The following is an 18860-nucleotide window of genomic DNA, read 5'->3' as shown; positions in this document are numbered from 1 at the left end:
TCCCCCTAAAAAGAAAACGCTTACATAATTAGTTTTACATATTCGCAGAATTATTGAATGGACTCAAGGAGTTTTTGCTGAATATCTTCTTTTGGTAAAATTGCTTGTTTCACTTCCCCCACCCCTATTAACCCCCGCTCATTTCGCGCCTCTACTTTCGTGACAATAATGTTTCCCTTAATTTCCGTTACGGTCGCCACTACTGTCACAGTCGTTCCTTCTCCTGTCGGCGCTATGTGCTTAACGGAAACAGCCGCGCCGATTCCTTCCTCACCGTCTTCTAAGAAAGGCAAAATGATTTTACGTGAAGCCCATTCCATGTGATACACCATTGAAACCGTTGAGTATGCTGGATGTACGACACTTCCTTCAAACTGAGCAAATTGCTCGGCTGTGACTGTTGCTACTACTGTTGCTACATCCCCCACCTTCATTCCGTGTTTCATGTTCTCACCCTTTCATCGCTAAAAATTATCTTTTTAATTAGATTAATTAAATTATTCAGAAAACAATTCACTTTTAATATTACCTTATCAAAAACATTTACAACATAACAAAATGAATAAATTCATGCTTGTTTTTGTTATGTTTTGAATAATTTTTATGATGATTTTCTTCATATTATAAATATACATGCGTCCCTAAAATAAATGTTTCCGATTTTCATCCCAAAATAAAAAATACTCCCTGTAAAAAGGAGTATCGTTAGAACGAAAATGAGCCGAGCTCTTGCAATCTTTTCATCATTTGTTGCTTCGCTTCATCCATCATTTCGTCAAACAACTGCTGAACAGTTGGCGTGCTGGAAATAAGTCCTGCTATTTGCCCACTGTTTACAAATCCGTTCTCAAAGTCACCTTTCATTGCCCCTACAACATGCTGTGCTTCCGATGTTAAATTCTGATACTGCTCACTAGTTATGCCATGCTGTTCGTTTTTTACTAGCTTATGAGCATACGAGTTTTTTAGCACTCTTCTTACTTTACCAATAGAACGTCCGACAATAACCGTATCCGTATCAGCTGCCTCTATTAATCCTTTCTTGTACGCATCATGAACAGGGGACTCTTTCGTTGCAATTAATCGCGTACCAATTTGTACACCGCTTGCTCCAAGCATCAGAGCAGCCGCAAGCCCTTTCCCGTCACCAATTCCTCCTGCTGCAAAGACCGGAACCTTCACTTGCTGCACAATTTGTGGAATAAGTGTAAACGTCGTTAGCTCCAGACTAGAGTTGATCCCAGCAGCTTCATATCCTTCAGCTACTAGCAAATCAGCGCCTGCTTCCTCTGCTTTTTTTGCATGCTTGACGGAGGCGATCACAGCAATGACGTGTATCTCATGCTCATGAAACATAGAGATAAACGGCGCTGGGTTTCCAGCGGATAACGAAACGACCGGAATTTGATGCTTGATCACCAAATGAATCATTTCGTTTAGATACGGTGTCACTGTAATAGGAATATTTATTGCAAACGGCTTTTCTGTTTTACGCCTTGTTTCTAAAATAATAGCTTCTACCTCTTCCGGAGTCATCGTTCCGCACCCGACCGTACCAAGTCCTCCGGCATTCGATACCGCCGCTGCTAGCGGGGCGTTACTAATGTTCCCCATCCCACCTTGAATAATTGGATAGATTAGACCAATTTTTTCTAAAACATGTTTCACTTTTACCCCTCCCCTTTTTAATAATGTTATAATAGAGCAAAAAGAAAAACAATTAAGAAAATTTAAAAAGGAGGATTTCAATGCTTATTTCATATAAAGAACATACGCCTCGCATTCATGAGAGCGTTTTTGTGGCACCAGGCGCTTATTTAATTGGAGATATTACCATTGGCGAACAGTCAACAGTATGGTTCAATGCCGTTCTACGTGGAGATGAAGATGCGATTGTGATCGGAAAACGTTGTAGCATTCAAGACAACGCCACGATTCACTTATTTGAAGGATCTCCTGTTGTCATTGAAGATGACGTCACGGTTGGTCATAACGTTATTCTTCATGGCTGTAAAATCGGCAAGCGCTCGATCATTGGAATGGGTTCTACTATTTTAGACGGAGCAGAAATCGGCGAAGAATGCATTATTGGTGCCAACACGCTCATTCCTTCTGGTAAAAAGATTCCTCCTCGCTCCCTTGTCGTAGGCTCTCCAGGAAAAGTCGTCCGGGAGATTGGTGAAAAAGACGTGGAGCTTATTAACCTTTCTATTAACACGTATGTTCAAAAAGGCATCGAATTTAAGGAAATCCTGGATTAATAGAAAAGCCCTCCAACAGGAGGGCTTTTCTATTAATCTCTCGTTCGCTGTTCACTAATTAGCGGATGATAGCTGGCATCATAGCGCTGATCCTTTTGCTTCAGATCATTTCCTTCTTGAAAAATCTCCTCAAAAAACCGATTAGCAGGCTCCGCTAAAAGCTTATAATACTGACTAAACAGCAGTGAGGCATGATTGCCGCTCCACGGGGATGGCAAAAGTTCCTCCGGTAACCCAGGATCAACGAACAAAAATTTCCGGTATTCATGAACGATGTTTGTTCGTTCGACGAAGCATTCTGCATCTGTCATCTCGCCGCTTTGCATCATACTTTGATGAACGATGTAGCGCTTGCTGTAAGTTGTAATAAACTGCTCGTACTTTTCTTCAATTTCACCTAGCGACCAGCTTCGCTCGACAAGAGATTGGCTTTCGCTCGGTCCTTTGTATTCCATCAGGAAAAAGTCCACGTACGGTTTAATATCATATTTATCCAGTAACAGATTCACTTCTTTATCTAGATTGTTCGGAGAAATCCAGCAGCCGCTTGAAAAGCTTCCAAATCCACTCCAAAGCAGCTCTTTTTTAAACTCATCGCGAATTTGCCGCTTATCTTCAGGAATACTGTAAATGACCATACGCCACTTTCCATCCCACTGATGTGGATTTAGCTTAAATATTCGTCTAGCTGCTTCTTCCATTCTCGTCACACCGCGTGGAGTTAAGAAATAGTAGCTTTTGTTTCCCTGCTTTTCAGACTCTACCCAACCTTGCTTCATCATACGCGAAACGGCCACGCGAACAGCCTGCTCATTATGTCCAAACTCCTTAAGCAACCGAATCAGGCTTCCAATCCAAATTTTGTTGCCATAATGGCGAATATAATCACCGTAAATTGTAAAAATCATTGATTGTGTATTCGTACTCATTTGCATTCACTCTTTCCATGTGTACAGCACCTTGTTTCCGCTGGATAACTAAAAATCTATTATTATCATATCTGATACTTCGCAATTGTCGCAACAATTAAAAACACGGAAAAAGGGAGCGGATTGGCCGGATTCCTTCCTGGTCGATCCAATCCGCCTTATCGCCTTTATTAATACTGCACGTTCTTCTGGGACACTTCTTTTCTAAATTGATTCCCCAACATTCTCTACAATCATCGAAATTCCTTGTCCTACCCCTACACACATTGTCGCAAGACCGTATTGAACGCGCTGTTTTTTCATCTCATGAACAAGCGTCGTTAAAATTCGCGCTCCGCTTGCACCGAGCGGATGACCGAAGGCAATTGCCCCACCGTTGACGTTCACCCTCGCTCGATCAAGCTCAAGCTGACGAATGCATTCTAACGATTGAGATGCAAACGCCTCATTCAGCTCCACTAGACCTAAGTCGTTCACGGTCAACTTTGCACGCTGTAGCGCTTTTCTCGTTGAAAAGACAGGACCTATTCCCATAATAGACGGCTCAAGTCCAGCTGTTGCTCCTACAACGTATTTTGCTAGCGGCTTTAACCCTAACTCCTCGGCTTTTTCTCTGCTCATAACCAGCAAAGCAGAAGCACCGTCATTAACTCCTGAAGCATTTCCGGCCGTAATCGTCCCATCTTGGAAAATAGGCGCTAGCTTACCTAGCTTTTCTAGCGTCGTATCTGGTCGAGGATGCTCATCCCTATCAACGACAACCTCTTTTCCTTTTCGATCTCTATACGTAACTGCCACTAACTCATCTGCAAAGCGATTCGTCTCCATCGCTTTTTTGGCTCGCTGCTGACTTTCAAACGCAAACTGATCCTGATCGCTTCGTGACACGTTAAAGCGCTTTGCAACGTTTTCAGCCGTTTGCGGCATTGAATCCGCCCCGTGCATTTTTTCTAACTTCGCATTTGTAAAACGCCAGCCGATCGTCGTATCATACATTTCCATATTGCCACGCGGAAAATCTTTGCTTGGTTTTGCCATCACAAACGGAGCGCGAGTCATACTTTCTGTACCACCCGCAATGTACATATCACCTTCGCCAACCGCAATGGCTCTCGCTGCATAAATAACTGCATCGAGTCCAGATCCGCATAGACGATTAATTGTCGTACCAGCCACAGAAGTCGGCAGTCCAGCTAGCAATGCTGACATACGGGCAACGTTCCTGTTATCTTCACCTGCCTGATTGGCATTACCAAACACAACTTCTTCAATCTGATCAGCAGGAAGGTTAGGATTACGATCAAGAAGCGCTTTAATGACAACTGCTCCTAAATCATCTGGACGAACGTCTTTTAACCCTCCTTTGTAGCGACCAATCGGTGTGCGAACCGCATCAACAATGAAGACTTCTCTCATTTTTTCATCATCTCTTTCTCGGTAGTCGTGTAATCATAAATTCCTTTTCCGGTTTTTCTTCCTAATCTCCCTGCTTTTACGTATTGCTCAAGAAGCGGTGCTGGACGGTATTTCTCCCCTAGCTTTTTATGTAGGTAGCGGAGGTTATTTAAACGAACGTCGAGCCCAACAAGATCCACGAGTTCAAATGGTCCCATCGGATAGTTCAGTCCTAGCTTAATCGCCTTATCAATATCTTCTGGAGATCCGAGCCCTTCTTGAAGCATATAAAACGCTTCGTTGCCTACTAAAGCGCTGATGCGACTCGTAACAAAGCCAGGAAATTCGTTAATCACGACCGTTTCTTTGCCCATTTTTTCGGCTACCTCTTTGATAATCTTCGCCGTTTCATCACTTGTCTCTAACCCTCGAATAATTTCAACGAGAGGCATTTTATGTACAGGATTGAAAAAGTGCATCGCAATGGTTTTTTCAGGACGATTTGCATAGGACGCAATCTCTGTTGGGCTCATTGTAGATGTATTTGTCGCAAAAAAGCAGCGCTCCGGCGCATGTTCCTCGAGTGTTTCAAACACTTGTTTTTTGATTTCTTCTTTTTCCGGGACAGCTTCAATTACTAAGTCCGCTCCGCTAACTGCCTGACTCAAATTGGTGGAATAAAATAAATTCTTCTTTGATTCGTCTACCTGTTGAATCGTTAATTTTTGACGAGACAATCCCTTTTCAAAAATGCTTTCGATTTCATCCTCCGCCTTTTTAAGTGCTTCATCGTTTACGTCAACTAACGTAACCGTATATCCTCCTAGTGCACCAACATAGGCAATTCCTCGTCCCATCACACCTGATCCGACCACTACGATCTGATTAATCATTAACATCCTCTCCTTTTCCCTTATGAAAATGAGTACGAATGGTTCTCTTAAAGACGAACGCTTCGTACTCATTGTTAAATCATGTTATACGCCGAACGGATTTAATGGACGGCTTCCGTAATACGAGATAATACTTTTTGTTTCTGTATATAAATCGAGTGTTTCCACGCAAAGCTCTCGACCGAATCCTGACTGCTTGTAGCCCCCAAACGGCGTGCCTGGAAAAGCTGAGAACGGGCAGTTGACCATCACAATACCTGCTTGAATTTGGTTCCCAACGCGTGTCGCACGAGCTCCGTCCTTCGTCCAAAGCGCAGATCCAAGTCCATATTCCGTATCATTCGCAAGCTTGATCGCTTCTTTTTCATCTTTAAACTTCATAATCACAACGACCGGACCAAAGATTTCTTCCTTCACGGCCTTCATGTCATGATTCACATCAACAATCACAGTTGGCTCATACCAGAAGCCATTTTCAAACCCTTCTACTTTTGCTGGTTTTCCCCCTGCTAAAATCGTCGCACCGTCTTCGATCGCTGATTTTACGTATCCATCAATCACATCTAACTGACCTTGATCAATAATTGCCCCAATGTGCGTATCTTTATCAAACGGATTCGCAAGCTTTAGCTTCTTCGTTTTTTCAACGAACTTGCTCACAAACTCATCGTAGATATCCTCGTGAACGTACAAGCGAGAGCGAGCTTCACAGGATTGACCGGTGTTATAAAAAATTCCAAATAGCGAACCATCAACAGCTGCATCTAGATCCGCATCTTCAAACACGATATTAGGTGATTTCCCACCAAGCTCGAGCGTAACGCGTTTTAACGTTTGCGATGCGCGCTCCATAATGTTTTTACCAATTGGTGTAGAGCCAGTGAAGGCTACTTTATCAACATTTTTATGCTCCACTAAATAGTTCCCAACGTCAGCACCAGAACCAGGAACAATATTAACAACACCTTCTGGAACACCTGCTTCTAAGCAGATTTCCCCTAAAACAATCGCCGTTAGCGGTGTAAGGGTAGCTGGTTTTACGACGACTGAACATCCTGCTGCAATAGCAGGTGCCACCTTCCAAGCTGCCATCATAAGCGGATAGTTCCACGGAATGATTTGAGCACACACTCCTACCGGCTCTTTCTCCGTATAGTTATGGAATTGACCTGGAACTGAATTTACCGTGCCACGATGAGCCACGATTGCACCGGCGTAAAATTCAAAGTCCTCGATTGCCTGCATTACTTGCCCTTGTGCCGCTTGAAGGGATTTTCCTGTATCTAAAATCTCTAGCTCAACAAGCTCATTGAAACGAGCGCGCATAATGGAAGCAATTTTATTAATAATACGAGAACGTTTATTAATCGGGTACTTTTTCCACTTGCCGTGATCAAAGGCATTTCGTGCCGCTTGAACAGCTTTTTCAGCATCGTCCTTTGTCGCTTTGGCTACTTCCGCAATAACCTCTCCAGTAGCTGGATTATATGTTTTAAACGTGCCATGATTGCTGCTTTCGACTTTTTCACCGTTAATAATTAAATGATAAAAATTTCGTTTCATCACTGGCTTTTCTACTGCTGGATTTTGAACTGTCGACATATTAGACACACTCCTTTTATCTTCCTGTAAACGTTGGTTTTCGTTTTTCTAAAAAAGCATGAACACCTTCACGATGATCGGCAGTGCGTCCTGCTGCACGCTGACCATCTGCTTCTTTTTCAAGATAGGATTCAAAGGATAGCTCATCAGCAAATTGCAAATGGCGTTTGATTAAGCCAATTGCTTTTGTTGGCATCTTCGCTAGCCTTAAAGCAAACTGTTCTACTTCGGATTGCAACGCATCCGCTGACACTACCTTTGTCACAAGCCCCATTTGCATCGCCTGGTCGGCTGGAATCTTCTCGCCTAGGATTGAAAGCTCTGCTGCCTTTGCTTTCCCTACTAATCTTGTTAAATAGTAGAGGTTTCCCGAATCAGGTATGAGCCCTACATGAACGAACGCATTTAGGAAGCTTGACTTTTCAGATGCAATTCGAAAATCGCAGGCAAGGGTAAGACTGAAGCCTGCACCAGCTGCCACACCATTAACGGCTGCGATTATCGGCTTTTCACATTTCATCATCTCAAGCATCATTGGACCGTAATGCTCACGTAGCACTTGCCCATGATCCATCGATTCGTCAACTTCTGATAAATCCTGACCAGAACAGAATGCGCGACCTTCACCTGTGATGACTATGCAACGCACGTCATTATGTATCGAAGACTCTTCGATCGCATCCTTTATTTCATGGTTCATTTTCGCAATAAAGGCGTTTAGCGTATCTGGACGATTTAACCGAATCCATGCCACGCCGTCTTTTACTTCGTAACGAATGGTTTCAAACATATGAATAGTCCCTCCCTATCATTTTGTAATACTAGGCTTTCCGAAGAAAGCCTAGTGAATAGTTGAAAATGAACAGGATGTATTTACTCGACTTCTTCACCAATCATGAGTGTGACAAGCTCAGCGGCAAAGCCCATTAAATCTTTTCCAGATGCTTTCCCTTCTGCAGAACGCATTCCTTGCTTTAATGATTCATGGTCGTCATAATACATTTCACACATTAAGTAGTAATCGCCTTCTCCGCCCATTGGAGAGCCAACAATTTTTGTCACATCCATTTTGCGTAGCCCTGGAATTTTTGCAGTAATTGGACCATGTGTTTCAAAATAGTGCTTGTCGAACTCCTCTTTGTTTTGCGGATGTTTGTATAGCGCGATTAATTTAACCATGTCTGTTTTCCTCACTTTACATTAAATTTGAAATTGGCTTCATTGCCTCAAACGGATTTTTACAGCTTTTACAATACAAAATGCTTCTACATGCAGTCGGACCAAAGATGTTTTCCATTGTCACGTACGTTGAACCACAGTACGGACAATCTATATGCCAAGAACCGTCCTCTTCCAGGTAAACCGGTGGAGGCGCAATTCCAAAAGCCTTTAATCCTTCTCGTCCTTTTTCGGTAATGCGATCAGAGGTCCATGGGGGAGCGTAAATAAACGCTACTTTTACTTGCCCTACGCCATGAATCGCTTTTACAGCGTTGACGATATTGGTTTTAATGATTTCTAGCGCTGGACACCCTAGAAATGTCGGTAAAATATCGATCTCAACATTCGACTGCTGAATCGTTATCTTCTCGACCATTCCTAAATCAATGACGCTAACCGTATTAATTTCAGGGTCTTTTACGCCTTCCAACGCAAGTAGCACTTGCTCTTTTGTGAGTGGTAAGGGTGCTATCATTCTTCACACCTCTTTTTCTATGATTAGTTCTTACCAAGAAGCGGCGGGGTCAGTATTGTAAACTTCCCCTAGCGTTGCTAGCGCTTCTGCCAAATCATCTGAATGCTGACCGCTACGCCCGTTTAATGGAGACAGAGATGTAGGGGCAGGTAACGTCATTCCTACAGACGTCAACACGGGATCAAGAGCGTTTAACCACCTCTGTTCCAGGGACTTCGCTTCTTCAATAAGGCCCGCCTGGTGCATCACGTCAGCATGATCACCAAATGAGAACATATCATTCCAGTCGTCCATGACCATTTGGGTCGCTTTTAACATGCGCTTTTTCGCTTCTTCTGTTGTGGTCAGAAGCTGTACAAACCATGTTTTCCAGTGAAGCAGATGATAATAAAGCTCCATATTCACTCGTACCGCTACTTCTTTTAGAGGCACATACGTACTTTGTTTTAACGATTCAATTTTCACTTTCTTTGCCTGCGTATAAAAATAGCTTCGCACAACAGCATAAGCCCAGTCGTACTCCGCGCCGTCCATGTAGTGACCTGGCCCGTTCACGCGCTCTACTAAAATGCTATTCTTTCGTTCAGAAGCTGGACGCGCATGTGCCAAATGATCCGCTTTTCCAAGTCCTAGTTCTTCTAAAAGCTGATAGAACATCGTCGCATGTCCCATGCTATCTTGGCTAATGGATGCTGACGCCACGTCTTCTTCAATATGAGGAGCCAACCCAAGCCATTCAGCACCTCGATAAGAAAAGAGAAAGTCATCATCCGCTAGTTGAAATAGTAAGTGAACGAGCGCTTCTTTTTGCTGTGGGGAAACTGTTTTTGTTTCTTCACTCATTTGCTTTGGTCACCTCCCCAAGACATAATCTCGTTTTCATCGAGCATTTTTTGTTCATATTGACGCCACTTTTTGCGTAAATAGCCATAGCCCTTTGTTGTTCGGTAATCTTTATTATCAAGTCGCTGTAGAATCAGCTTCTCGTCTGGTGACATTCCTCGTATATCGGAACGCTTAACGATCCAAATATCCACTACCGGTTCGCGACGCATAAAATTCTCCTGTGCCATAATCAGCGCCATATCGGCATTCGGCGCTAACAAACTAAATTGGTGCTGAAACGCAGCGTTCGGTGTGCGCTTGCTAAATACTTCATATTCCTGATAAAAGGTTTTATCACTTGGCTTCATCTTCTGCTTCGACTCCCTTCTGCCAACTAGCTTATTGCTGCGCTTAGTGCTTCTCGTACCCAAGCGTTACTTTCATAAGATGTTTTACGTAGATTTAAGCGAGCCTGTGATCTCGGCCCCTGATTTTTACTAATCGCCTTTAGCTTATTCCAGTCAGGTTGCTCATAGACCCACAGCTTCTGCTCTTCGTCATAGCGAAGGGTCGGATCAGGAATCGTAAGCCCAAGCGATAAAATGCGTGGAATATATTTAGTAAAGAAATCCTGACGAAGCTGTTCATTTGTTTTCGTGCGAATTTTATACTTAATTGTGACATCCTGCTTTGACGTGCCCATTGTGTCCTTACTAGCAGGGCCAAAGAAGATGAGTAGTGATTCCCACCAGCGATTAACGGATTCTTGAACCATTTCACGCTGTTCTTTTGTTCCCTCCGCTAGCGCCATGATGATGGCTTCGCCGTGCTGAGCGTGAAAAACTTCCTCCGCACAAATACGCTGAAGTGCTCGTGCATAAGGACCATAGGATGCACCAAGCATATCGGTTTGCGTAATGATTGCCGCACCGTCTACAAGCCATCCAATTAATCCCGCATCTCCCCACGTAGGAGCAGGCATGTGGAATACGTTATGAAACTTTAGCTTTCCACTAAATAAATCCTCCATTAAATCGCCTCTCGTTTTTCCATAAGGCTTTAGCAAGTCTTCCGCTACGCGCAGAAGAAGCTGTCCGTGTCCCATTTCATCCTGAACCTTTGCCATAATCCCTAACTTACGATGCAAAGATGGTGCTTTTGGTACCCATTCTTTTTCTGGAAGCGCTCCCATTATTTCGCTCATTCCATGCATAGAAATCAGCTTTATAAGCGTCAAGCGGTATTCTTCCGGCATCCAATCATCCACTTCAATTTTTTGTCCGGCTTCAATTTTTTCAATAAACTGTGATAATTTCTCTTCCTCTGTCAACGTATCCTTGAGGTTTGACATGCTTTCCTCGCCTCTCATTTCTTCTGAATTTGTCATGCTGATTGTTGATCAAGACAGCAACATTTCATTGCGCTCATCAATAATTCGTACCGCTTTCCCTTCAGAACGCGGAATGCTTTTTGGTGGGAGCATTTGAACATTCATGCTCACCAAGCAGTTATTTTTCATTGAATGATGGATTTTTTGAATAATTTCGTTCAGCTTCGGATGCTGTATATCACTATTTAATGCGTAATAAATATCTTGGTTCACCTCAACGTGTAATTCGACAACATCTAGTACGCCTTCACGACGCAGGTGAAGCTGATAATGCGGCGCAATGTCACCAATTTGAATGAGAAAGTGCTCAATCTCAGACGGAAATACGTTCACCCCTCGGATAATCAGCATGTCATCAATCCGGCCTTTAACACGTGACATTCGAGTAGTTGTGCGACCACATTTACAGGGTGTTCGTGTAATGGAAGCAATATCACCGGTTCGATAACGAATAACAGGGAACGCTTCTTTCGTTAAGGTTGTAAAAACAAGCTCACCTTCGGTCCCGTCCGCTACAGGTTCAAGGGTATTAGGGTCAATGACTTCTACAAGAAAATGATCCTCCGCAATATGCAGTCCGTCCTGAGCTTCGTGACATTCTGCTGCAATTCCAGGCCCCATCACTTCACTCAATCCATATATATCACAAGCCTTGATTCCCCATTTTGCTTCTAAAACACGTCTCATTTCTTCTGACCACGGCTCTGCGCCAAAAATGCCAAACTTTAAGGACGAGCGTGCAGGATCTTTCCCTAGCTCTTCCATTTCTTCTGCGATCTTCAAAACGTAAGACGGAGTTCCCGCGATAACAGTGGGGGCAAAATCTTCGATCACTGTTATTTGCCGACTCGTATTTCCACCCGAGATCGGAATGGTCGTCATCCCAAGCCGTTCAGCTCCGTAATGAATGCCTAATCCACCTGTAAATAGGCCATATCCGTAAGCATTATGCAGCATATCACCGGGCTTTCCTCCAATTAAAGCTAAGGAACGAGCAGTAAGCTCTCCCCAGCTCTCAATGTCCGCTTTCGTGTAACCGACCACCGTTGACTTACCGCTCGTTCCCGAAGAAGCGTGTATACGCACGACCTCTTTCATATCTGTAGCGAATAGACCAAACGGATAGTGATCACGCAAATCACCTTTTTTTGTAAACGGTAATTTGGTTACATCGTTTATGTGTTGGATTTTATCTTCGGTTAGTCCAAGCTCCTGAAACGCTCGCTTGTAAAAAGGTACCTTGTTATACACTCTTTTAATCGTTTGCTTTAATCGAGAAAATTGTAGCGCTTTCATTTTTTCTCTGGAGTATGTTTCAACGTCATGAATAATCATCGATCCAGCCCCTTTGTAAAAAATCCTTTCCGCTATCCATTAATATAACTAATTTTCGTCTGTTGTTTTTATGTTGTTATATGATTTATTCTTAACGTATCACAACCACAAATAATTGTAAATATATTCAGACTATTATTTTCAGACCAATAAATCGAGCTACTTTTATTTTATTTTTGTAGAAAAGAATCGACAAATGAAAGAAAAGGGCCTAACGATAATAAAACGCTTTTAATCAAAGGGTTTGCACGTAGTGTAAGGAACGCTAATTATATCTAGAGTTATATAACTAAAATATGTTTTAGGATATAAAATAGTTATATTTTTTCACAAAAAAAGAACGACCTATGAATTAGATCGTTCTTTCTCTTTCTAAAATGGCTTTCATATCATGAGGCAATGGTGCCGTAAAGCAAAGTTCCTTATGAAAAATAGGGTGATAGAATGTAACCTCATAGCTGTGCAAAGCCTGACGAGCGATCCACTCTCTATTCCCGCCATACAAATCATCTCCTAGAAGCGGATGATTCAGATGGGAAAAATGAACGCGAATTTGATGCGTCCTCCCTGTTTCTAGCTGAATGGATATGTAGCTGTAGTCACTACACTGCTCTACTACGCTATAATGCGTAATGGAACGCTGCCCGTGATCTGCAACGGTTCTCGTAATAATGCTGTCTTCACTACGCGCGATAGGGGCATCGATTGTCCCTTCCACCGACTGAATACACCCATGCACAATTGCTCGGTACGTACGCCTAATCATTTTTGTTTCATGTGCTTTTGAGAACAGATAGTGAACGTAGCGATGCTTTGCCACAATTAACAATCCTGACGTATCGCGATCAAGGCGGTTTACGAGATGAATCGTGGAGGAAATGCCTGTTTCTTGGTAGTAATATAACAATGCATTACTCAACGTCCCTGACAGATGTTGACGGGATGGAATACTCGCCATCCCTGCTTGCTTGTTAATCACCAATAAATAGCCATCCTCATAGACAATGTGAAGTGGAATCGCCTCAGGCTTGACGTTATCACTGGCAACCTCTGGTGGAAAGCTAACCTGCAGCAGATCCTGTTCGTTTAATCGATACCTGACGTTCATCTCTTGGTTGTTCACTTTAATCGAACCACCGTTAAATTTAATATCGGTCAGAGCGGTTTTAGAAATGTTGTGTTCCTTTAAAAACTCACGAAGAAGCTGTCCTTCTGCTTCTTTTGGAATTCTCCATTCTAACGTAAATGGCTGTTTCATTTTCTTTCCTCACTTCAGTCACAAACGAATGATTCACGAACTCGCTGCCAAAATGGAAATGCCCGGAAGCGTGCAAAGCGAATCTTTTCATTCGCCACGCGACACTGAATGGATTTTACATCCTTATGAAGAAGAGTTAAATGATCAATCGTAATTTGAAAATCTGCATCATTAACCGGCTTAAACATGCACGTATGGTGATCCGGTAAAATAAGCGGCGAGCCTACTGTTCGAAACACTCGGTTATTAATGGATGCCATCTCTGCAATTTGGATCGCTTGAAGCGAAGGGTGCAAAATGGCACCGCCTAACGACTTGTTATACGCCGTACTCCCAGATGGCGTTGAGATACAAAGTCCGTCACCTCTAAACGTTTCAAAAAGCTGCCCCTTAATTTCAACATCGATAACGAGTGATCCTTCGACACTCTTAATCGTACATTCGTTCAGCGCTAAATAACGGGCTTCTTTCCCACCATCGATATAGCGAATAATAATTTCAAGAAGCGGATATTCGACTACTTGAAAAGGTGTTTTTGCAATCGCAATCACAAGCTTTTCAATTTCTTCTGGTACCCAGTCCGCATAAAAGCCTAAATGTCCTGTATGTACCCCGACAAAAGCCGTTTTATCAAGTCGGTTGCGATAGCGATGAAACGCATAAAGGAGCGTCCCATCTCCTCCTACGGAAATAACGACATCAGGTTGATTTTCATCGTACTCCAAATGAAAATCCAGTAGATATGTTTTCATTTTTTGCATCAGCGCATTTGATGTTTGATCGCCTTTGGATGTGATGGCAAATTTCATTCTTTCACCCCATTTGCATAGTATCCTATTCCTCTTGATTATCTTGCTTTCTTGAGAAAATAGCTTGTGCTTCTTGGATTTCTCCACGAATTTGAGACATTTCTTCATCAAGCTGGAAAGCCGCCTCGGCTGCACGTTTTAGGCGCGCTTGAATATCTTTTGGAAACTTACCGCTGTATTTATAATTTAATGAATGCTCAATGGTTGCCCAAAAGTTCATCGCAAGCGTGCGAATTTGAAGCTCCACTAAAATATTCTTTTCCCCTTTAATGGTTTGCACAGGATAGCGAATGACGACATGATACGAACGATAACCACTGTCTTTTTTCTGTGTGATGTAATCGCGCTCCTCAACAATCTCAAGGTCTTTTCGCTTATGAAGCATCTCAACGATCTCTCGAATATCATCGACAAACTGACACATCATACGTAATCCCGCAATATCCTGCATTTCTTCTTCTAAACGATCGAGCGGAATTCCCTTTCGTGTTGCTTTGTCCAAAATACTTGGAATAGGCTTCACTCGACCTGTTACAAACTCAATTGGAGAGTGCAGCGAGTTCATATCAAACTGCGAGCGCATCCCTTTGAGCTTTACTTTTAATTCTTCTACCGCCTGTTTGTATGGAGCCAAAAATAAATCCCAATGCTTTACCATGGCTAACATACCCCCTCATTGTTCAAATTACTGCTCTTCTTTATCTAAAAATACGCGTTCAACCTCGTTAACCATGTCGTCACCGTAGTTAGCGTTTCCTTCAATGTTTTCTACTAGATAGGAAAGCTCTTCCTTCACACCAGGTAACTCAATTTCTGTATCGTTAATTGTTAATTTAACGTTTTTATTATGTGTTAATACCTCTTTTAAATGAGGCCATACTTCTTTTGTTAGACTTACATATGTAAATTGATCATTAATATCTACTAAATAAATAAACGAAACATGATCAGAATCTGTGATGATTTGACCTGTCGCAGATACCTGCATAATTTCACCATCAAATAACTCCGATGTTAAATAAACCGTATCTTGATCGCTATGACTTTTCTTTACTTCAATTCTTTTTTGCATAAATAAACTCCTTCCAATCCATTCAATACATTTTACTTGAAGACATCTTTTATTTTAATTGTCACTCGTTTCAACAGCAACACATACTTAATACGCATCATTACTCTACGGTGCTAACGATGCAAGCTTATCTTTATACCCTTTTTAATTTTAACATAATCCTCCTCATGATGAGAAAACGAACCGCCTTCTTTTTTCACATACAGCAAGTATTTATTTACATTTCTCGTATTGATAACCCTTTGCTTCCGTGAAATAATAAAGAAATTAGCTTTTCCCTAAATAAAAACAGGCACATCAAAAGCACGATGTGTTCAATAAAGAAAAACTTTCATCATATAGTAGAAAGTGAGTGGACTCATATGAACCAAGAACTCGAAATCGAATTTAAAAACATGCTAACAAAGGATGAATTTGTTCGTTTAACGAAACAATTCACCCTAACAGAGAATGATTTTAAACTGCAGGAAAATCATTATTTTGACACAGCAGACTTTCAGCTAAAAAATCACGGTGCAGCCCTTCGAATTCGTCAAAAAAAAGGCACGTACACGCTTACCTTAAAGCAACCTGTCAAAGACGGACTGCTCGAAACACATGAGCCGTTATCGAAGGAGCAAGCGGAGAATATTTTAGAAAATCCTCTCCACATTTTTGGTCAAATTGTTACTATTCTAGCCGATATGAATATTAGCACGTCTTCATTACTTCATTTCGGTACACTCGCAACAAATAGAGCGGAATTCTCGTATAAGAGCGGGTTACTCGTACTGGATCACAGCTTTTATCTTGAGAAAGAAGACTATGAGCTTGAATATGAGGCAACTGATTTTACAGAAGGTCAGAAAGAATTTAAAGACCTTCTTCACTCATTAACCATTCCAGCTCGAACGACAGAAAATAAAATTCGTCGGTTTTATAAGGAAAAATATAAACAAATAAGCGAGGAATAAACATGAATGTTGACCCTTTAAAAACCATAATGCAAATTCAATCATTACGCAATTTTTCTGCCACCGCATCAAAAGAGATGAACGCCCCGTCTTCATCCTCTTTTGCAGATATGTTTGAACAGCTTCTTTCTACTTCGGCACAAGGTAAGGAGGAAGCACCATCACCTTCCCTACCGTTATCATTGTCATTAGGAACGAGCTTTGCACTTCCTCCTTCTTCGATCTTACAGGCAGAGGATGTTTCAGCAATACCAGTTAAAAAATTGCCTTCCAAAACAGAGATTGAGGACATTGTGGCGGAGGCCGCAGACAAATACGGCGTCGACCCTAAACTAATCAAGTCTGTTATTATGCACGAATCAAGCTTTAATGCAAATGCTAAAAGCTATGTTGGGGCAATGGGGTTAATGCAGCTCATGCCAAGCACTGCAAGAGCATTAGGGGTATCAGATGCATACGACCCTCGAGATAATGTTCTTGGTGGTACAAAATATTTAAAACAAATGCTTGAAAAATATGATGGAAATGTTCAATTTGCGCTCGCTGCGTATAATGCGGGACCAGGGAACGTAGACAAATACGGGGGCATTCCTCCGTTTAAAGAAACAAAATCCTACGTCCAAAAAATTATGAATACGTACATGTCTTAACGTAAAATGTAAAAGGCCGGCTTATCTTCGGATAGCCGGTCTTTTTGTATTTCGCGTATTATGTTTCGAGCAACGGAAAAAACATTCATGATCAGTTCTTTATCGTACATCCTACTAACAGGGAGCTTTTTAGAACAGAAATTGGACATTTTTCGCTAAAAACCTTTAAAATTTTTAGGAATAAGGCGGAAAATTTGAGATATGCACGTAGCATTGATAAAATAAATTTACATTAAAAGTATAAATGAACGCACTTTTTAGTGTGTAAGGAAAAACAACATTTTATCATTCAATGTAGGACGAAAAAACCTGCGGAACGTTTAAATACATTTAAAGGAGTTATAACTATGGCAGATCAAGTTTACACACCTTATGAAGCTATAGGAGGAGCTGATATTATTTCTAATCTTGTCGATGCCTTTTACACACGTGTAGGTGAGCATCCAGAATTAGCCCCTATATTTCCTGCTGATTTAACTGAAACAGCACGAAAGCAAAAGCAATTCCTGACACAGTACTTAGGGGGACCGGCACTATATACGGAGGAGCATGGGCACCCTATGCTTCGTGCTAGACATCTTCCATTCCCTATTACACCGTCGCGAGCAAAAGCATGGCTGACCTGTATGGCTGAAGCAATGGATGAAATTGAATTAGAAGGTGAACATCGTGAGCAGCTTTTTCACCGTTTACTATTAACTGCTCAACATATGGTGAATACACCCGACTCAGAAAATGAGGAAGGACCTTCAGAGTGAGTGTACATGATGTAAATAATCCAGCCATACAAGATATGTCTCAGCTATGTCAGGGGTCGAACCAAAAGCCGTTAGAAATTTATCTGTTTATTGATCCATTATGTCCACAGTGCTGGGCATTGGAACCTGTCCTTAAAAAGCTTCAGATTGAATACGGAAAATACTTTACGCTCAAACACATCTTAAGTGGTCGATTAGGTTCATTAAATTTGAACACGAAAAAGAAATTTGAGAACATGGCACAGTATTGGGAAAAGACGGCTAGCCGTTCTGGCATGTCCTGTGACGGCACTCTTTGGATTGATAATCCGATTGAAACACCTTATGCAGCATCGATTGCGATCAAAGCAGCAGAGCTACAAGGAAAACGTCCTGGTATTCGTTTTTTACGAAAGCTACGGGAATATGTATTTCTTGATAAGCAAAATGTTTCAGATGAAGATGTGCTGTTAGGTTGTGCCAAAGAAGTAGGTCTTGACGTAGAAGAGTTCAAGCGCGATCTTTACTCAGAAAGTGCTGTAAAAGCATTTCAGTGCGATGTAAAAATAAGTGGTGAAATGGACGTTCAAGAAATTCCGACACTTGTGTTCTTTAATGAAGACGTAGAGGAAGAAGGAATTAAAATTTCAGGTTCTTATCCGTACGAAATGTACGTTGAAATTATCCATGAAATGCTTGGTTGCAAGCCAAAGCCTCATCCTCTGCCACCGCTTGAAGTGTTTTTACGATACTTTGGTTTTGTGGCTACAAAGGAAATCGCCGTTGTTTACGATCTTCCTTTAGAAGATGCTAAAAAAGAAATGAAAAAGCTACGCCTCCTTCAAAAAGTCGAAGAAGTACCGGTAAAACACGGAACGTTTTGGAAATATATCGATGAGTAAACGCCTTGGCTAATCGCTAGGGCGTTTATTTTATTCCCTTTTCTGCAAATACAAAAGGACTCGGCTTACGCCGAGTCCTTTTGCTTGTCTTAAGACAACAAGGGGATGGGAGAAATTTTTCACGGTCAAACAAAGGGGTATATGTTTGTTTGT

Annotated in this window: 22 protein-coding genes; 5 read left to right on the top strand and 17 right to left on the bottom strand. The window is 41.9% G+C overall.

The annotated features are described in order from the left end of the window. Positions 1–50: 50 nt before the first annotated feature. Both IE339_RS04010 and IE339_RS04005 read right to left on the bottom strand, forming a co-directional pair. Positions 51–446, bottom strand: coding sequence for a thioesterase family protein (locus tag IE339_RS04010; RefSeq protein ID WP_242173751.1), 396 nt, complete (start codon positions 444–446; stop codon positions 51–53). Positions 447–705: 259 nt separating this feature from the next. After that, entirely contained in the window at positions 706–1668 is a 963-nt protein-coding gene (locus IE339_RS04005) for an NAD(P)H-dependent flavin oxidoreductase (protein WP_277933940.1), read from the bottom strand. 80 nt (positions 1669–1748) lie between these two features. On the opposite strand from IE339_RS04005, the gene IE339_RS04000 reads away from it, so the two are divergent. After that, the gene (locus IE339_RS04000) at positions 1749–2261 is read left to right on the top strand and encodes a gamma carbonic anhydrase family protein (protein WP_242173749.1); all 513 of its coding nucleotides are present in this window, start codon (positions 1749–1751) and stop codon (positions 2259–2261) included. A gap of 32 nt (positions 2262–2293) precedes the next feature. Here the strand turns inward: IE339_RS04000 and paaX are convergent, their stop codons facing one another. From paaX to IE339_RS03925, 15 genes are all read right to left on the bottom strand, one after another. Further along, complete coding sequence (gene paaX / locus IE339_RS03995) at positions 2294–3190, bottom strand: phenylacetic acid degradation operon negative regulatory protein PaaX (RefSeq protein WP_242173747.1); 897 nt, start codon at positions 3188–3190, stop codon at positions 2294–2296. A 204-nt stretch (positions 3191–3394) separates the two neighbouring features. After that, positions 3395–4606: an acetyl-CoA C-acyltransferase gene (locus tag IE339_RS03990; RefSeq protein WP_242173745.1), complete on the bottom strand. Its 1212-nt coding sequence runs from the start codon at positions 4604–4606 to the stop codon at positions 3395–3397. After that, positions 4603–5478, bottom strand: coding sequence for a 3-hydroxyacyl-CoA dehydrogenase (locus tag IE339_RS03985; protein ID WP_242173743.1), 876 nt, complete (start codon positions 5476–5478; stop codon positions 4603–4605). Before IE339_RS03985 ends, IE339_RS03990 begins: the two co-directional genes overlap by 4 nt. Before the next feature lie 84 nt (positions 5479–5562). Continuing rightward, on the bottom strand, positions 5563–7080 hold the full coding sequence (locus tag IE339_RS03980; protein WP_242173742.1) for an aldehyde dehydrogenase family protein: 1518 nt from the start codon (positions 7078–7080) through the stop codon (positions 5563–5565). A gap of 16 nt (positions 7081–7096) precedes the next feature. Next, complete coding sequence (locus IE339_RS03975) at positions 7097–7870, bottom strand: enoyl-CoA hydratase-related protein (RefSeq protein WP_242173740.1); 774 nt, start codon at positions 7868–7870, stop codon at positions 7097–7099. Positions 7871–7953: 83 nt separating this feature from the next. After that, positions 7954–8259: an EthD family reductase gene (locus IE339_RS03970; RefSeq protein WP_053399472.1), complete on the bottom strand. Its 306-nt coding sequence runs from the start codon at positions 8257–8259 to the stop codon at positions 7954–7956. 16 nt (positions 8260–8275) lie between these two features. Then, positions 8276–8776, bottom strand: coding sequence for a 1,2-phenylacetyl-CoA epoxidase subunit PaaD (paaD, locus tag IE339_RS03965; protein ID WP_242173737.1), 501 nt, complete (start codon positions 8774–8776; stop codon positions 8276–8278). Between the two features lie 30 nt (positions 8777–8806). Beyond that, positions 8807–9619, bottom strand: a complete 813-nt coding sequence (gene paaC / locus IE339_RS03960; protein ID WP_242173733.1) for a 1,2-phenylacetyl-CoA epoxidase subunit PaaC — start codon at positions 9617–9619, stop codon at positions 8807–8809. Beyond that, on the bottom strand, positions 9616–9969 hold the full coding sequence (gene paaB / locus IE339_RS03955; protein ID WP_242173730.1) for a 1,2-phenylacetyl-CoA epoxidase subunit PaaB: 354 nt from the start codon (positions 9967–9969) through the stop codon (positions 9616–9618). Before paaB ends, paaC begins: the two co-directional genes overlap by 4 nt. Before the next feature lie 26 nt (positions 9970–9995). After that, entirely contained in the window at positions 9996–10952 is a 957-nt protein-coding gene (gene paaA / locus IE339_RS03950; RefSeq protein ID WP_242173728.1) for a 1,2-phenylacetyl-CoA epoxidase subunit PaaA, read from the bottom strand. Between the two features lie 48 nt (positions 10953–11000). Beyond that, positions 11001–12326, bottom strand: a complete 1326-nt coding sequence (locus IE339_RS03945) for a phenylacetate--CoA ligase family protein (RefSeq protein WP_242173726.1) — start codon at positions 12324–12326, stop codon at positions 11001–11003. Positions 12327–12678: 352 nt separating this feature from the next. Further along, on the bottom strand, positions 12679–13584 hold the full coding sequence (locus IE339_RS03940) for an RluA family pseudouridine synthase (RefSeq protein ID WP_242173725.1): 906 nt from the start codon (positions 13582–13584) through the stop codon (positions 12679–12681). Positions 13585–13598: 14 nt separating this feature from the next. Next, positions 13599–14393, bottom strand: coding sequence for an NAD kinase (locus tag IE339_RS03935; RefSeq protein WP_053399465.1), 795 nt, complete (start codon positions 14391–14393; stop codon positions 13599–13601). 25 nt (positions 14394–14418) lie between these two features. After that, positions 14419–15051 carry a GTP diphosphokinase gene (locus IE339_RS03930; protein ID WP_053399464.1) on the bottom strand — a complete coding sequence of 211 codons (633 nt, stop codon included), beginning with the start codon at positions 15049–15051 and terminating at the stop codon, positions 14419–14421. A 27-nt stretch (positions 15052–15078) separates the two neighbouring features. Continuing rightward, positions 15079–15465, bottom strand: coding sequence for a UPF0738 family protein (locus IE339_RS03925; RefSeq protein ID WP_242173723.1), 387 nt, complete (start codon positions 15463–15465; stop codon positions 15079–15081). Between the two features lie 362 nt (positions 15466–15827). Between IE339_RS03925 and IE339_RS03920 the strand changes: the two genes are divergently transcribed. The 4 genes from IE339_RS03920 (at position 15828) to IE339_RS03905 (ending at position 18707) form a co-directional block, all read left to right on the top strand. Beyond that, on the top strand, positions 15828–16418 hold the full coding sequence (locus IE339_RS03920; protein ID WP_242173720.1) for a CYTH domain-containing protein: 591 nt from the start codon (positions 15828–15830) through the stop codon (positions 16416–16418). 2 nt (positions 16419–16420) lie between these two features. Further along, entirely contained in the window at positions 16421–17068 is a 648-nt protein-coding gene (locus IE339_RS03915; RefSeq protein WP_242173718.1) for a lytic transglycosylase domain-containing protein, read from the top strand. Between the two features lie 347 nt (positions 17069–17415). Beyond that, positions 17416–17826 (top strand): globin domain-containing protein, encoded by a 411-nt coding sequence (locus IE339_RS03910; protein WP_242173716.1) that lies wholly within the window; start codon positions 17416–17418, stop codon positions 17824–17826. 35 nt (positions 17827–17861) lie between these two features. After that, positions 17862–18707, top strand: coding sequence for a ClpXP adapter SpxH family protein (locus tag IE339_RS03905; protein WP_242176106.1), 846 nt, complete (start codon positions 17862–17864; stop codon positions 18705–18707). Positions 18708–18860 lie beyond the last annotated feature (153 nt).

This window comes from Priestia koreensis (assembly GCF_022646885.1).
GTDB lineage: Bacteria > Bacillota > Bacilli > Bacillales > Bacillaceae_H > Bacillus_AG > Bacillus_AG koreensis_A.
Note: the sequence above shows the minus strand (reverse complement) of the source record. Positions and strands in the feature narration are given on the sequence as shown.

Coding starts and splice junctions, on each gene's coding strand:
- IE339_RS04010 (WP_242173751.1), bottom strand. CDS start 446: ATGAAACACGGAATGAAGGTGGGGGATGTAGCAACAGTAGTAGCAACA.
- IE339_RS04000 (WP_242173749.1), top strand. CDS start 1,749: ATGCTTATTTCATATAAAGAACATACGCCTCGCATTCATGAGAGCGTT.
- paaX (WP_242173747.1), bottom strand. CDS start 3,190: ATGAGTACGAATACACAATCAATGATTTTTACAATTTACGGTGATTAT.
- IE339_RS03990 (WP_242173745.1), bottom strand. CDS start 4,606: ATGAGAGAAGTCTTCATTGTTGATGCGGTTCGCACACCGATTGGTCGC.
- IE339_RS03985 (WP_242173743.1), bottom strand. CDS start 5,478: ATGATTAATCAGATCGTAGTGGTCGGATCAGGTGTGATGGGACGAGGA.
- IE339_RS03980 (WP_242173742.1), bottom strand. CDS start 7,080: ATGTCGACAGTTCAAAATCCAGCAGTAGAAAAGCCAGTGATGAAACGA.
- IE339_RS03975 (WP_242173740.1), bottom strand. CDS start 7,870: ATGTTTGAAACCATTCGTTACGAAGTAAAAGACGGCGTGGCATGGATT.
- IE339_RS03970 (WP_053399472.1), bottom strand. CDS start 8,259: ATGGTTAAATTAATCGCGCTATACAAACATCCGCAAAACAAAGAGGAG.
- paaD (WP_242173737.1), bottom strand. CDS start 8,776: ATGATAGCACCCTTACCACTCACAAAAGAGCAAGTGCTACTTGCGTTG.
- paaC (WP_242173733.1), bottom strand. CDS start 9,619: ATGAGTGAAGAAACAAAAACAGTTTCCCCACAGCAAAAAGAAGCGCTC.
- paaB (WP_242173730.1), bottom strand. CDS start 9,969: ATGAAGCCAAGTGATAAAACCTTTTATCAGGAATATGAAGTATTTAGC.
- paaA (WP_242173728.1), bottom strand. CDS start 10,952: ATGTCAAACCTCAAGGATACGTTGACAGAGGAAGAGAAATTATCACAG.
- IE339_RS03945 (WP_242173726.1), bottom strand. CDS start 12,326: ATGATTATTCATGACGTTGAAACATACTCCAGAGAAAAAATGAAAGCG.
- IE339_RS03940 (WP_242173725.1), bottom strand. CDS start 13,584: ATGAAACAGCCATTTACGTTAGAATGGAGAATTCCAAAAGAAGCAGAA.
- IE339_RS03935 (WP_053399465.1), bottom strand. CDS start 14,393: ATGAAATTTGCCATCACATCCAAAGGCGATCAAACATCAAATGCGCTG.
- IE339_RS03930 (WP_053399464.1), bottom strand. CDS start 15,051: ATGGTAAAGCATTGGGATTTATTTTTGGCTCCATACAAACAGGCGGTA.
- IE339_RS03925 (WP_242173723.1), bottom strand. CDS start 15,465: ATGCAAAAAAGAATTGAAGTAAAGAAAAGTCATAGCGATCAAGATACG.
- IE339_RS03920 (WP_242173720.1), top strand. CDS start 15,828: ATGAACCAAGAACTCGAAATCGAATTTAAAAACATGCTAACAAAGGAT.
- IE339_RS03915 (WP_242173718.1), top strand. CDS start 16,421: ATGAATGTTGACCCTTTAAAAACCATAATGCAAATTCAATCATTACGC.
- IE339_RS03910 (WP_242173716.1), top strand. CDS start 17,416: ATGGCAGATCAAGTTTACACACCTTATGAAGCTATAGGAGGAGCTGAT.
- IE339_RS03905 (WP_242176106.1), top strand. CDS start 17,862: ATGTCTCAGCTATGTCAGGGGTCGAACCAAAAGCCGTTAGAAATTTAT.